We start from the raw sequence: 12513 nt of genomic DNA, 5'->3' as shown, positions 1-12513 counted from the left end.
GATCAGCGGCCGGTCGGGGCGGGGGCCCTCAGCTAGGAGTGCTGACCTCGACCCCCACCGCGTGCCGGGTCTATTTCAGTAGCCTGCGCCCATGGCGGCCAGACCAGCCGTCGAGGCGACGAAGGTCAGGGCGATGGCGCCGACGATGGCGGCCATGATAAAGCCCAAGACGAGACCAGCGATCAGAACGACGATGAAATAGACGACCTTCTTGTCTTCCGGGACCTTCATCAGGATCGGCAGGCCCAGGAACAGCAGGACCAGGCTGTAGATGCCGCCGATGATCGACACCCAGCCCAACAGCGGGATCAGGTTGAACACACCCGCGATCCACGACGCGGTCGAGGCATAAACCGCCAGCTTCATCGCCTGGACGGGATTGGGCGAGCCGCCGAAGCTGGACGCCAGGGCGTTGATGATCAGACCCAGAATAAAGACGCTGGCCAGCGACAGGCCATACGACACGAGGGCCAGCACCAGGGCGCTGACGATCGAGGCATGGCCGAACACCAAACTGCCGATCAGGGTCGCGACCGGACCGATGGCGGCCAGGATCATCGCATAGCGGGTGAACAGGCTCTTGTTGGTGGCGAACTCGCCGTCGATACGCAGCCATTCGATCTTGGGCTGAAGCAGGATGCCCTTGACCCTGGCGACAAGCGCCGGATCGACGGCGGGTTGGGATTGGGACGTCGGATCGGTCATGGGCGCCTCGGCGATGGATAAGGTCGGATGTTGACGTTGCGTCGCCTCAAGTAGCAAGGGCGTGCGACAGATTCTCAATACCTTGTTATGGCAAAGGTTGCACCTGCGACCGAAACTGTCGTGGATACCGCCCATGCGCAGTCGAACAGGCGGCCCAGACCGTCCAATCTGCCCCGTCCGATCTGCTAAGGAAGCCCATGGCTCGCGATTCCGCTCTTTATGTCTGTCAGTCCTGCGGCACGGTCCACGGCAAATGGTCGGGCCAGTGCAGTTCCTGCGGCCAGTGGAACACGCTGAGAGAGGAAAGCCGTTCGGCCCCGCCCGGCGCGATCAAACAGTCTGTTGCGGGGGCCGCTCGCTCGCGTGGCATTCAGTTCGAGACCCTGCAGTCCGACACCCCCGAACCGCCGCGCATCACCACGGGCGTGGCCGAGTTCGACCGCGTCTGCGGCGGGGGCGTGGTGCCCGGCTCGGCTATCCTGCTCAGCGGCGACCCCGGCGTCGGTAAATCCACCCTGTTGCTGGAGGTCGCGGCCAAGGCGGCGCTGAAGGGATCGCGCGTCGCCTATATCTCGGGCGAAGAGGCGGTGGAGCAGATCCGGGCGCGGGCCAAGCGAATGGGACTGGCCGACGCGCCGGTCAATCTGGCGGCGGCGACGGCGCTGCGTGAAATCCTGGGCACGCTGAAGCGCGAGCATTTCGACATCGTCATCGTCGATTCGATCCAGACCCTGTGGTCCGACGTGCACGAGAGCGGCCCCGGCTCGATCACCCAGGTCCGGGCCTGCGCCGGCGAAATGGTGCGACTGGCTAAGTCGCAGGGCGTGGCGGTCATTCTCGTGGGTCACGTCACCAAGGACGGCCAGGTCGCCGGTCCCCGCGTGGTCGAACACCTGGTCGACGCGGTCATGACTTTCGAGGGCGAGCGCGGCTATCCGTTCCGCATCCTGCGCGCCGGCAAGAACCGCTTCGGCGCCACCGACGAGATCGGCGTCTTCGAAATGGGCGACAGCGGTCTGCGCGAGGTCGCCAATCCGTCCGCCCTGTTCCTGGGCGAGGGCAAGGAACGGGCGCCCGGAGCCGCCGTCTTCGCCGGAATCGAAGGGTCGCGGCCGGTACTGGTCGAGATGCAGGCGCTGGTGTCCAAATCCGCCTATGGCACGCCGCGCCGGGCCGTGATCGGCTGGGAGACCGGGCGCCTCGCCATGGTGCTGGCCGTGCTGGAGGCCCGCTGTGGTTTCGGCTTCGGCGATCAGGACGTCTATCTGAACGTTGCGGGCGGCCTGCGCATCAACGAACCCGCTGCGGATCTCGCGGCGGCGGCGGCCCTGATCAGCTCGGCGACCGGTGTCTCCCTGCCCCAAGGCTGCGTCGTCTTCGGCGAGATCGGCTTGTCGGGCGAGGTCCGCAGCGTCGGCCGCGCCGAGGCTCGCCTGCGCGAGGCGCAGAAGCTGGGCTTCGATCAGGTGCTGAGCCCCACCCTGACGGCCAAGACCAAGGGCGTGAAGGTGACATCGGTGACGCGTCTGACGGATGTGGTCGAACGAATCTCGCAGAACCGCTATTAGACCCCGGTAGCAACCGCAGGATCCCGAACGCGTGACCGGATACGACGTCTTCGCCATTGTGGTGATCCTGTTTTCCGTCGCCGCCGGCTGGGTGCGCGGCGGGGTGCGCGAGATCATCACCCTGCTCAGCGCGACCCTGGCCGCCTTGGTGGCGCTGATCAGCCTGCCTTGGACCGCAAGCATTGGCCGGTCGTTCGTGGATCCCGAATGGGCCGGGTCGATCCTGGCGGCCGTTCTGACCTTCTTCGTGGTCTATTTCGGCCTGCGCATCGTCGGGTCGATGATTTCCAAGAGCGCCAAGGACAATCCGCATCTGGGCGGCGTCGATCGCGTGTTCGGCCTGCTGATCGGCGGCATCCGCGCCCTGGTGCTGATCGGGGCCGTGCATCTAGTCGTCGTGGCGGCCCTGCCGGGCGAGCGGACGCCGCGGTGGCTGACCAATGCGGCCCTCTATCCGGTCAGCGCCATGGGCGCCCGCGCCATCCAGATCGTTCTGCCCAGCCTCGGGCGTGGGGCCGACGCGATCACGCCGGTGGTTGATTCGTCCGTACGCAGGGGGTTTTCGGACGACGAAGCCTTGCCCCCGACGCAATCAGAGCCTAACTCGCCGCGCGAAGCCGCCCCTTAAGTTTCCCCGGTCATCGGAGCCCCACGATGCGCCACCATATCGCCGATCCCGTCGTTCACCGCGAGCACTGGCGCGAGCCGGAGGATGACCAACTCCGTCTGGAATGCGGTGTCTGCGGCGTCTGGGGCGCGGACGAGGACGAAGGCTCCGCCATCGTCGCCCTGGGCCTGCACGCCCTTCAGCATCGCGGCCAGGAAGCTTGCGGCATCGCCAGCGTCAAGGACGAGCGGTTCCACACCGAACGCCACCAGGGCCTGGTGGGCGAGGCATTCGGGGGCGCCGACCTGATGACCCGAATGCCCGGCCGTGCGGCCGTGGGCCACACCCGCTATTCCACCGCCGGCGGCAGCTTCCTGCGCAACATCCAGCCGATGTTCGCCGACCTGGACCAGGGCGGCATCGCCATCGCCCACAACGGCAACCTGACCAACTTCAAATTCCTGCACAGCCAGCTGGTCAGTGAAGGCGCCATCTTCCAGTCGACCTCGGATTCCGAAGTCATCCTCCACCTGATCGCGCGCAGCCGCAAAGCCAAGATCGTCGACCGATTCATCGACGCCCTGGCGCGGATCGAGGGCGGCTATGCGCTGGTCGCCCAGACGCGCACCAAGATGATCGGCGCGCGGGACCCGCTGGGTATCCGGCCGCTGGTTCTGGGCCAGGTCGGCGAGGCCTGGGTTCTGGCGTCCGAGACCTGCGCTCTGGACATGATGGGCGCCACCTTCGTCCGCGACGTCGAGCACGGCGAGATCGTGGTCATCGACGACAGCGGCCTGCGTTCCCTCAAGCCCTTCCCTGCCCGCGTCGCCCGCCCCTGCCTGTTCGAATACGTCTATTTCTCGCGCCCGGATTCGGTCGTGAACGGCCGTTCGGTCTATGAGGTCCGCAAGGAGATGGGCCGGGGCCTGGCCCGCGAACTGGGCGTCGACGCCGACATCGTCGTGCCCGTGCCCGATTCGGGCGTTCCTGCAGCCCTGGGCTATGCCCAGGAAAGCGGCATTCCCTACGAGATGGGCATCATCCGCAGCCACTATCTGGGCCGCACCTTCATCCAGCCCAGCCAGGGCGCCCGACAGAAGGGCGTGCGCATGAAGCACAGCCCCAACAAGTCGGCCCTCGCCGGTAAACGCGTCGTGCTGATCGACGATTCCATCGTGCGCGGCACCACCTCGCTGAAGCTGGTTCGCGCCGTGCGCGCCGCCGGCGCGACCGAGGTCCACCTGCGCTCGGCCAGCCCCCAGATCCTGTTCCCCGACTTCTACGGCATCGACATGCCGGAGCGCGCCCAACTGCTGGCCGCCAACAAGACTCTGGAAGAGATGCGCGACCTGCTGGAAGTCGATTCGCTCGGCTTCCTGTCCATCGACGGCCTGTATCAGGCGATGGGCGAGACCGGCCGCAACAACGCCGCGCCCCAGTTCACCGACCACTATTTCACCGGCGACTATCCCACCCGCCTGCTGGATCGCGAGATCGAGGAAGGCGGCCGCGAGTTCGGCGCCAAACAACTGTCTCTGCTGGTCAGCGCCTGACGGACCTCAACCCTGGTCCTGGGCCGTGTGGAACAGGCGGATGATCTGGACCTGGCCGCCGTCATCGCCGTCGGTCAGGGCGTAGACGATCAGGTATGGCGCGCCGGTGACGAGCTTCTCATACGTCCCCGGCTGCTTGCCCGGTCGCCCGATGGGCCGCTTGGCCAGCTTTTCCGTCGTCTCGATGATTCTCAACTCGATCCGTTGGGCGGCGGACAGATTTCGCTGCGCCAGATAGTCGATGGCATGGGTCAGTTCGATCAAGGCCCGCCGCGACCAGACGACGGCGCGCATCAGGATTCGTATTTGGCGATGGTCTCGCGAATCCGACGCATGGCCTCATCGTGCGAGACGACATCGCCATTGCGAAAATCTTCCAGGCCCTGCTCGACGGCCGCCATCATTTCCAGCTCACGATCGACGTAGCCCGCGATGGCGCGTTCAGCGAGAAAGGACTGCGTTCGCTGGGTCTTCTCGGCAAGCAGCCCTAGTCGCTCCTTGAGCGTCCCGCTCATGCGGACAGTGACGGTCGTGCTGGCGGCCATGGCGGAATGCTCCTGTGCACATCTGAATACAGGATAACACATTGACCCGTCGCATCGCCACTCCTACCACCCCGTCATGACTGAAGCCCTGCCCCTGAAAGACCGTATCGCCCTCGTCGTCGGCGCCTCGCGCGGCATCGGCTATGAGAGCGCGCTGGCCCTGGCCAAGGCGGGCGCGCATGTCATTGCGACCGCTCGCACCCAGGGCGGGCTGGAAGAGCTGGACGACGCCATCTTCGCCGCCACCGGTCGCCACGCGACCCTGATCCCGTTCGACCTGGTGGACGGCGGGGCCATCGACCGGCTGGGCGGCGCCATCTTCGAACGGTTCAAGAAGCTGGACATCTGGGTCCATGCCGCCGCCACGATGGGACCCTCGGGCCTGACGCCTGTGTCCCACGCCGACCCGCGCGAGTTCGCCAAGATCGAAAAGACCAACTTCACCGCCGTCTATCGCCTGATCCGCTCGCTGGAGCCGCTGTTGCGCGCCTCCGACGCCGGTCGCGCCATCCACTTCACCACCAGCGTCGCCAGCGCGCCGAAGGCCTTCTGGGGCATGTACGCCGCGACCAAGGCCGGCGCCGAGGCCTTGGTGAAGGCCTGGGCCGACGAGATCGAGAGCACGCCTGTCCGCGTCAGCATCGTCGATCCCGGCCGGATGCGCACCGCCATGCGCGCCCAGGCCTATCCGGGCGAAGATCCTTCCGACCTGCCCCATCCGTCCGAGATCGGGCCTCTGGTCGTCGATCTGGCTAGAGGCGACGCCACGTCCCCGCTGACGATCCGGTTCCGCGACTGGAAGGCCGGACCGACGACGGAAGCGCTGGTCTAAAGCCGAGGTCAGCCCCAGGCGCTGGCGCCCTTCTCTTCACGGAAAGAGAAGTCGCCGTCGGTCGATACCGACAGGTCGCGCCAGGCATCCAGCTCCGTCGTCAGCCCGGCGATCTTGCCCTCGATCATGCCGACGGCGTCGGTTCCGGCCGCCCATCGCACGGGCGGATTTTCCGCATTGGCCAGGGTCACCAGCGCCTGACCCAGCTTGGCCGGATCGCCTGCCTGGTTGTGGCTGCGGGCCTCATAGAACTCGCGCAATGCAGCCGAGGCCTGGGCGTAGTCGTCGATGGGATTGGCGGCGTAGACGACCGAGGTCGCGTCCAGGAAGTCGGTGCGGAAAAAGCCCGGCTCGACGATGGTGACATGGACGCCGAAGGGGCCGACTTCCTGGGCGACCGACTCGCTGAAGCCCTCGATGGCTAACTTCGACGCGCAATAGATCGCACCGGACGCGCCGCCGACCATGCCCCCAACCGACGAGACGTTGAACACACGACCCGAACGCTGGGCGCGCATGACCGGCAGGACGGCGCGGGTCATGTCGAACAGGCCGAAGACATTGGTGTCGAACTGGGTGCGCGCGTCTTGTGCGGTCGTCTCCTCGAAGATGCCGAGGTGGCCGTAACCAGCGTTGTTGACCAGCACGTCGATGCGGCCGAAGCGGGCCATGGCGGCCTCGACGGCGGCGGCGATGGCGACCGCGTCCGTGACGTCCAGCGCCACGGACAGGACGGTATCGCTATCGGGGCCGAAGGCTTTGATCAGGGCGTCGCGGTTTCGACCGGCGACGACGACGCGGTCGCCGGCGTCCAGGGCGGCGCGGGCGATACCTGCGCCCAGGCCACGGGCTGCGCCGGTGACGAACCAGGTCTTTTGAGTTGTCGTTGTCATGGGAAGTCTCCTCTGTCTGACGAGACGGAGAAGACGCCGTTTCAGCCGGATGGCGTTAGGGCGATCCGGGCGAAGTCTTGCACGATCCTGTCAAACCGTGCTCGCCCGCTTGCGCGCACGCGACGACAGGCGTTGGATGCGCCCATGAGCCCCTTGCCCGAAATGACCGACATCGTCGCGCGTCATGCGCCACCGGATCTGTCGCGATCCGCCGTGCCGGGCCTGCGCCTTTATGGCAGCGACGCGCAGACGCGGATGATCGCCGTCGCCTATGATCCCATGCTGTGCCTGGTGGTGTGCGGCGCCAAACAGACCATCCTGGGCGAAACGGTCTATTCCTATCGGGCCGGCGACTGTCTGGTGGTGTCGGCGGAACTGCCGGTGTGCGGCAGCATCGTCGAGGCGCCGTACCGCGCCCTCAGCTTCGACCTGAACCCCGCGACGATCGCCGGCCTGATGCTGGAGATCGACGCCCCCGACGCCTCGGATCAGCCGCCGCCGATCGGCATCCAGGTGACCCGGCTGGAGGACGAACTGCTGGAGCCGATGGCGCGCCTGCTGCGCCTTCTCGACCGGCCGGACGAGATCGCCGTCATGACGCCGATGATCGAGCGCGAGATGGTCTGGCGACTGCTCCACAGCCGGCACGCCGCCACCGTCCGTCAGGCCGGCTCGGCCGAAAGCCGCCTGTCAGGCGTCAGCCGCGCCATCAGCTGGATTCGCGCCCACTACGCCGAGCCGATACGGCTGGAGACCCTGGCGGACATGGCGGGCATGAGCCTGTCGACCTTTTACCGGCATTTCCGTACCGTGACGACCATGAGCCCGCTACAGTTCCACAAACAGGTGCGGCTGCGAGAAGCGCGCGCCCGGCTGCTGACCGGCCTCGATGGTGCGGCCGAGACCGGCTTCGCCGTCGGCTACGACAGCCCGTCCCAGTTCAGCCGCGAATACGCCCGCCAGTTCGGCCTGCCGCCCGGCCGCGACGCTGCAAGGATGCGCGAAAGCCTGATGATCGACGGGCCGGCCGGGAGCCGAGCCGCTTAGGGCAGGTGCGCCAGAACCCGCAGCCAGCCCTCGGCCTGGGCCAGGTCGATGGCTTCGAACAGCGGGATCGCCAGCAGGAAGACCAGGCCGTCGCGAATGGTCGTCAGGAAGAAGGACGGTCGCACCGACAGTTCCGCCTCGTCGCGCCACAGGGCGTAGTTGGGAAGGAAGCGGGGCGTGCGGGCCTTGTATGCCGCGTATTCGGGCCCGAACGTCGCGCCCAGCCAGGCTTCTTCACGGCGAACGGTCAGGTAGAAGACCGCCAGGGACGCCAGGGTGAACAGCACCGCCAGGGTCAGGCTGCCGCTCTGGGCGCCGATGCCGAAAGCGCCGAAGAAGCTGAAGATATAGAGCGGATTGCGGCTGATCGAATACGGGCCGCGCGAGACGATCTCGGCCTTCTTGCGCCCGCCGATATACAGCGAGCACCAGGCGCGGCCGACGATGGCGAAGACGATGGCGGCCAGGCCCACGGCCTCGACCCCTTCATGCAAGGGACTGTCCACGCCCGTCACGGACTGGGACACCATGGTCAGCCCGACCAGGGCGAGCAGCGCGACGAGGACGGCCCCCTTGCGGATTTTCTGCACCGCCTGAAGGTCGAAAACCTGGATCGTGGTCATGACTTGCTCCGATTGATCCCAAATCCAAGCGCCGCTTTCAACGGACGAGCAAGCGGTATGTTTGCGAGCGAAAATCGGTCTCGCAAAAGTGGCAGACGACGTCTGACTCAGTCCTCGTAGGACAGCTCTTCTGACGCAGGTTGGATAGGCTCCGGCAGCTCTGGCGGGGTCGAGTCGGCGTAGGTGAGATAGTCGCGCCACACGACATGGGTGCGCTCTCGCGTCATGTCGATACGGCAACGCAGCGCTGCCACGTTGCGGATCGAGCCGCCGTTCCACTTGTCGTACACACCCTTGCAGACCAGATCGGAATAGACAGCCCAGGCCGCCTGGGCCTGATCCAGATAGGTACGCTGCGACAATGAAACCGTCGCGTTCGCCGCCCCCTGATCCGCCGCTTCCGCGTTCCGGCGGGCGGCGACCAGATAGTGATCCATCCGCTCCACCTCACGCGACAGGTCACGCGATGCGCAGGCATTGATGGCCAGCGTGTCCTGCGCCTTCGCGCAATCGGCGGGCAGATGATCGGGGGACTGGCTGACCAGAAGAAGCGAAACGATTGCGAAGAGCATACCGGGTTCCAAGACTGAGACGCCGCGCCAGCTTCACACGCCTCGCCCCATCTCGAAAGGCGGTTCACAGCCCTTCTAGAATATCCGTCAATTCCGCCGGCCAGATCGTCTCGGTCGAAGCCCGGATATCGGCGAGGCTCCACCAGCGATGGTCCACCAGGATGTCTCGCTCTTCCTCGGTCCATCCGGCGGACGATGGATCGAAGGCCTCGGTGCGCAGCAGGAAGAACCGCTGATCCACATCGGCCATGCGACCGTCGGGCAGGCGGAAACTGACGCGGACCTGGGCGACCTCTGGGCCGGGATCGGCGACGACCAGCCCCGTCTCTTCGAACAGTTCGCGACGGGCGGCGGCCTCATAGGTCTCGCCCGGCTCGCAGCCGCCGCCGGGCGTGGCCCAGAAGGCCGTGCCGGCCAGAGCCCCCTGGGAAAAGACGAAGTGCAACAGCAGCACCCGCCCCTGCCCGTCCAGGATCAGCCAGCGCGAGGTCGGCCGATCGGGAAGGACGGGCGCGACCGCGTCGGTCACGCCGTCACTTCTTGGCGCCGCCCTTTTGGCCCGTACGAATCCGGCCGGAGCGCGAGACCTGGCGGGCGCCGCCGCGGGCGCCCTTCTGGACCGCGATGGACGAGCCGGCCTTCTTGGAGGCGCTGGATTTCAGCCCGGCCAATATCTTGGGCTGGGCCTTGCGGGTCTTCTTCTGCTCCAGCGCCTTGCCGGGCAGTTTGGACAGCGCCTCTTCCTTCTCGGCCTTCTTGATCACCCGGCGCGGCGCGGTCTTGGCGTCGCCCTTATAGCGTTCCGGCCCCGACTTGGCGCCGCCCTCGGCATAGGGGTTCACGCCGCTGGACTTGACGTTCAGGCGGATCGGCGTGCCCGGCAAGTCGAAGCTCTCGCGGATCGAGTTGACCAGATAGCGTTTGTAATGCTCCGGCATCGACTCGGCGCGGTTGGCCATCAGCACGAAGGTGGGCGGACGGGCCTTGGTCTGGGCGATGTATTTCGGTTTGATCCGCTTGCCGTCCACGGCGGGCGGCGGGTGCCGCTGGGTGGCCATGGACAGCCAGGTGTTCAGATCCTTGGTCTTCACCTTGACCGACCAGGTGTCATAGGCCTGAAGCACGGCCGGCATCAGGCGTTCGACGCCCCGGCCCGAGTGGGACGACAGGGCCACGAAGGGCGAGCCCTTCAGCTGGGGCAGCTTGTCCTCGGCCATGCCCTTCAGCTTGGCCATGCGCGCCTGGGGTTCTTCTTCCAGGTCCCATTTGGAGGCGACATAGACCAGGGCGCGGCCTTCGCGTTCGACCAGATCCGCCAGTTGCAGGTCCTGGGTGTCGAAGGCGTCGTCCTTGTCCATCATCAGGATGACGACTTCGGCGAAGGTGATGGCGCGGATGGTGTCGGCGACCGACAGCTTCTCCAGCTTCTCCTGCACCCGCGCCTTGCGACGCATCCCGGCCGTGTCGACCAGGCGGATGTTCTTGCCCTCGAACTGCCAGTCGACCGAGATCGAATCGCGGGTGATGCCCGCTTCCGGCCCGGTCAGCAGGCGGTCGTCGCCGATCAGGCGGTTGATCAGGGTGGATTTGCCCGCATTGGGGCGGCCGATGACGGCGATGCGGATCGGCTTGTCCGGCTCGTCGATCTCTTCGATGAAGATGTCTTCGGACGCCGCGCGGATGGCCTTGTACAGATCGGCCATGCCCTCGCCGTGCTCGGCCGAGATGGCGACCGGTTCGCCGAAGCCCAGGGCGTGCGCCTCGCCGACGCCGCCGCCGCTCTCGCGGCTTTCGGACTTGTTGGCCAGCAGGATGATAGGCTTGTGCACCTTGCGCAGGCGCTCGGCGAAGATCCTGTCCAGCGAGGTGACGCCTTCGCGGGCGTCCATCATGAACATGACCAGTTCGGCGTCGTCCAGCGCGGCCTCGGTCTGCTCGCGCATCCGGGCTTCCAGGCTGTCGTCGGTGACGTCCTCGTAGCCGGCCGTGTCGATCAGCGTCAGATCCATGTCGCCGATATTGCCGTCGGCATAGCGCCGGTCACGGGTCACGCCGGGGCGATCATCGACCAGCGCAAGGCGCTTGCCGACGAGGCGGTTGAACAGTGTCGATTTGCCCACATTGGGGCGGCCGACGATGGCGACCTTCAGAGCCATGTCGGCTTTCTAGCTTAGTTCGGGCTGAAAATCAGCGGATGCAGATCAGCTGACCGTTATCGGTCAGTACGTAAAGGGCGCCGTTGTAGGCGGCAGGCGCGATATAGGCGGGCGCCCCCAGCTTCAGGGTCGTCTGCGCCACGCCGGTCTTGGGATCAAAGGCCACGGCCTCGCCGAACGAGTTGACCATCACCAGACGGTTGGAGGCCAGCAGCGGCCCCGACCATTGCGGCGTCAGTTCGCGGTCGAAGAAACCGAAGACGCCGCCTTCCTTGCGGATGCGACCCTCGTTCAGCTCGCGGGTCCAGTAGATCTGGCCCGTGTCGCGGTTGACGGTGATCAGTTGACCCGACTTGGACACCACGAAGACGGCGTCGCCGACCGGCAGGGGCGCGTTCACGCCCGTCACCGGCAGTTGCCACTTGGGTTGGCCCGAACGCAGGTCCAGCGCCGACAGGACGCCGGAGTGGCTGACGCCATAGACCATGCCGCGGCTGATGACCGGACGGCCCGCGACGTCGCGAACCTCGGACAGGGCGCTGGTGCGGCTGGTGCGCGACAGGGTTTCTTCCCACACGGCCTGACCGTTCAGCGTGCTGAGGGCGACCAGTTGGCCCGAGGCGAAGGGCGCGACGACGGTGTTGCCGCTGACGGCCGGGCTGGAGGCCCGCATGACCCGCGCCGGCTCGGCGATGCCGCGATAGGTCCAGTCCTGAGCGCCGGTGGCGGCGTCGAAGGCGAACAACTGGCTGTCCACATCGACGACGAAGACGCGGTTGCCCGACACGGTCGGGGCGCCGTGGATCGGGGCGTCCACCAGCTGGGTCCAGACCACCGCGCCGGTGTTGGCGTCCAGCGCCGACATCGACCGATAGCCCGATGAGACGAATACCTTGCCGCCGCCCACCGCCACGCCGCCGCCGAAGCCGCCGTTGCGATCGCGCTCAGCGTTCTTGACGTTGGCCTTCCACAGAACCTCGCCGGTGTCGGCCGACACGGCCGACACGGTCGATTCGCCGTCCAGCACGAAGATCTTGCCGTCTGCGGCCACGATGGGCGCCATGACGTTGCCGACGCGGGCCGAGCCCTCGCCGATGTTGCGCTTCCAGGCGATCTGGAAGTTCGGAGCCGCGATGACGTGCTCGACCAGGTTCTCGGTCGTTCCGCCGGGCTGGGTCCAGGCCGTGATCGCCTGGGGACCGGGAAGGAAGTAGTCGCGGCCCGACAGGGCGGCCGACGGGGTCAGCGTCTGTTCGAACTCCAGCACCGAAATCCGCTGACCGGCCGATGCGGTCGCCCCCGCCTCCTCCTGGCCGCCCAGGCCGAACGGCAGGTTGCGGCGCACAGTGCCGCAGGACGCCATGGTCGCGGCGACGCCGCAGATCAGCGCGACTTTCAGAACTCGGTTCATC

Annotated in this window: 14 protein-coding genes; 5 read left to right on the top strand and 9 right to left on the bottom strand. The window is 66.7% G+C overall.

The annotated features are described in order from the left end of the window. Nucleotides 1-75: 75 nt before the first annotated feature. A complete protein-coding gene (locus ACP693_RS08860) occupies nucleotides 76-705 on the bottom strand; it encodes a Yip1 family protein (protein WP_426017476.1) in 630 nt (209 codons plus the stop codon). Nucleotides 706-902: 197 nt separating this feature from the next. On the opposite strand from ACP693_RS08860, the gene radA reads away from it, so the two are divergent. The 3 genes from radA to purF are packed head-to-tail and all read left to right on the top strand — an operon-like array spanning nucleotide 903 to nucleotide 4433. Continuing rightward, a complete protein-coding gene (gene radA / locus ACP693_RS08855; RefSeq protein WP_426017478.1) occupies nucleotides 903-2273 on the top strand; it encodes a DNA repair protein RadA in 1371 nt (456 codons plus the stop codon). A gap of 31 nt (nucleotides 2274-2304) precedes the next feature. Continuing rightward, nucleotides 2305-2901: a CvpA family protein gene (locus ACP693_RS08850; RefSeq protein ID WP_426017480.1), complete on the top strand. Its 597-nt coding sequence runs from the start codon at nucleotides 2305-2307 to the stop codon at nucleotides 2899-2901. 26 nt (nucleotides 2902-2927) lie between these two features. Beyond that, nucleotides 2928-4433, top strand: coding sequence for an amidophosphoribosyltransferase (gene purF, locus ACP693_RS08845; protein WP_409718481.1), 1506 nt, complete (start codon nucleotides 2928-2930; stop codon nucleotides 4431-4433). 6 nt (nucleotides 4434-4439) lie between these two features. Here purF and ACP693_RS08840 read toward each other — a convergent pair whose 3' ends face one another. Then, complete coding sequence (locus ACP693_RS08840; protein ID WP_425983099.1) at nucleotides 4440-4727, bottom strand: type II toxin-antitoxin system RelE/ParE family toxin; 288 nt, start codon at nucleotides 4725-4727, stop codon at nucleotides 4440-4442. After that, nucleotides 4727-4978: a CopG family ribbon-helix-helix protein gene (locus tag ACP693_RS08835; protein WP_426017481.1), complete on the bottom strand. Its 252-nt coding sequence runs from the start codon at nucleotides 4976-4978 to the stop codon at nucleotides 4727-4729. The genes ACP693_RS08840 and ACP693_RS08835 overlap by 1 nt, the downstream gene beginning before the upstream one ends. A 76-nt stretch (nucleotides 4979-5054) precedes the next feature. On the opposite strand from ACP693_RS08835, the gene ACP693_RS08830 reads away from it, so the two are divergent. Further along, entirely contained in the window at nucleotides 5055-5810 is a 756-nt protein-coding gene (locus tag ACP693_RS08830) for an SDR family NAD(P)-dependent oxidoreductase (protein WP_426017483.1), read from the top strand. Nucleotides 5811-5818: 8 nt separating this feature from the next. Here ACP693_RS08830 and ACP693_RS08825 read toward each other — a convergent pair whose 3' ends face one another. Then, the gene (locus ACP693_RS08825) at nucleotides 5819-6703 is read right to left on the bottom strand and encodes an oxidoreductase (RefSeq protein WP_426017485.1); all 885 of its coding nucleotides are present in this window, start codon (nucleotides 6701-6703) and stop codon (nucleotides 5819-5821) included. A 144-nt stretch (nucleotides 6704-6847) separates the two neighbouring features. Here ACP693_RS08825 and ACP693_RS08820 point away from each other — a divergent pair, with 144 nt between their 5' ends. Next, nucleotides 6848-7750 (top strand): AraC family transcriptional regulator N-terminal domain-containing protein, encoded by a 903-nt coding sequence (locus tag ACP693_RS08820; RefSeq protein ID WP_426017487.1) that lies wholly within the window; start codon nucleotides 6848-6850, stop codon nucleotides 7748-7750. Here ACP693_RS08820 and ACP693_RS08815 read toward each other — a convergent pair. The 5 genes from ACP693_RS08815 to ACP693_RS08795 form a co-directional block, all read right to left on the bottom strand. Further along, complete coding sequence (locus tag ACP693_RS08815) at nucleotides 7747-8373, bottom strand: methyltransferase family protein (RefSeq protein ID WP_426017488.1); 627 nt, start codon at nucleotides 8371-8373, stop codon at nucleotides 7747-7749. The genes ACP693_RS08820 and ACP693_RS08815 overlap by 4 nt on opposite strands. A gap of 107 nt (nucleotides 8374-8480) precedes the next feature. After that, on the bottom strand, nucleotides 8481-8945 hold the full coding sequence (locus ACP693_RS08810) for a lysozyme inhibitor LprI family protein (RefSeq protein WP_426017490.1): 465 nt from the start codon (nucleotides 8943-8945) through the stop codon (nucleotides 8481-8483). Nucleotides 8946-9009: 64 nt separating this feature from the next. Continuing rightward, entirely contained in the window at nucleotides 9010-9474 is a 465-nt protein-coding gene (locus ACP693_RS08805; protein WP_426017492.1) for an NUDIX hydrolase, read from the bottom strand. Between the two features lie 4 nt (nucleotides 9475-9478). Continuing rightward, complete coding sequence (der, locus tag ACP693_RS08800; protein WP_426017494.1) at nucleotides 9479-11101, bottom strand: ribosome biogenesis GTPase Der; 1623 nt, start codon at nucleotides 11099-11101, stop codon at nucleotides 9479-9481. Between the two features lie 31 nt (nucleotides 11102-11132). Further along, a complete protein-coding gene (locus ACP693_RS08795; RefSeq protein ID WP_426017496.1) occupies nucleotides 11133-12512 on the bottom strand; it encodes a PQQ-binding-like beta-propeller repeat protein in 1380 nt (459 codons plus the stop codon). Nucleotide 12513: the final 1 nt, after the last annotated feature.

This window comes from Brevundimonas sp. TWP1-3 (genome assembly GCF_049896085.1).
In the GTDB taxonomy this organism is placed as follows: Bacteria; Pseudomonadota; Alphaproteobacteria; order Caulobacterales; family Caulobacteraceae; genus Brevundimonas.
This window is presented reverse-complemented; position numbering and strand designations above follow the sequence as displayed.

Excerpts from the sequence above, each read along its gene's own strand:
- purF (WP_409718481.1), top strand. The coding sequence starts at position 2,928 with ATGCGCCACCATATCGCCGATCCCGTCGTTCACCGCGAGCACTGGCGC.
- ACP693_RS08820 (WP_426017487.1), top strand. The coding sequence starts at position 6,848 with ATGAGCCCCTTGCCCGAAATGACCGACATCGTCGCGCGTCATGCGCCA.
- der (WP_426017494.1), bottom strand. The coding sequence starts at position 11,101 with ATGGCTCTGAAGGTCGCCATCGTCGGCCGCCCCAATGTGGGCAAATCG.
- ACP693_RS08815 (WP_426017488.1), bottom strand. The coding sequence starts at position 8,373 with ATGACCACGATCCAGGTTTTCGACCTTCAGGCGGTGCAGAAAATCCGC.
- ACP693_RS08810 (WP_426017490.1), bottom strand. The coding sequence starts at position 8,945 with ATGCTCTTCGCAATCGTTTCGCTTCTTCTGGTCAGCCAGTCCCCCGAT.
- ACP693_RS08830 (WP_426017483.1), top strand. The coding sequence starts at position 5,055 with ATGACTGAAGCCCTGCCCCTGAAAGACCGTATCGCCCTCGTCGTCGGC.
- ACP693_RS08840 (WP_425983099.1), bottom strand. The coding sequence starts at position 4,727 with ATGCGCGCCGTCGTCTGGTCGCGGCGGGCCTTGATCGAACTGACCCAT.
- radA (WP_426017478.1), top strand. The coding sequence starts at position 903 with ATGGCTCGCGATTCCGCTCTTTATGTCTGTCAGTCCTGCGGCACGGTC.
- ACP693_RS08860 (WP_426017476.1), bottom strand. The coding sequence starts at position 705 with ATGACCGATCCGACGTCCCAATCCCAACCCGCCGTCGATCCGGCGCTT.
- ACP693_RS08795 (WP_426017496.1), bottom strand. The coding sequence starts at position 12,512 with ATGAACCGAGTTCTGAAAGTCGCGCTGATCTGCGGCGTCGCCGCGACC.
- ACP693_RS08835 (WP_426017481.1), bottom strand. The coding sequence starts at position 4,978 with ATGGCCGCCAGCACGACCGTCACTGTCCGCATGAGCGGGACGCTCAAG.
- ACP693_RS08825 (WP_426017485.1), bottom strand. The coding sequence starts at position 6,703 with ATGACAACGACAACTCAAAAGACCTGGTTCGTCACCGGCGCAGCCCGT.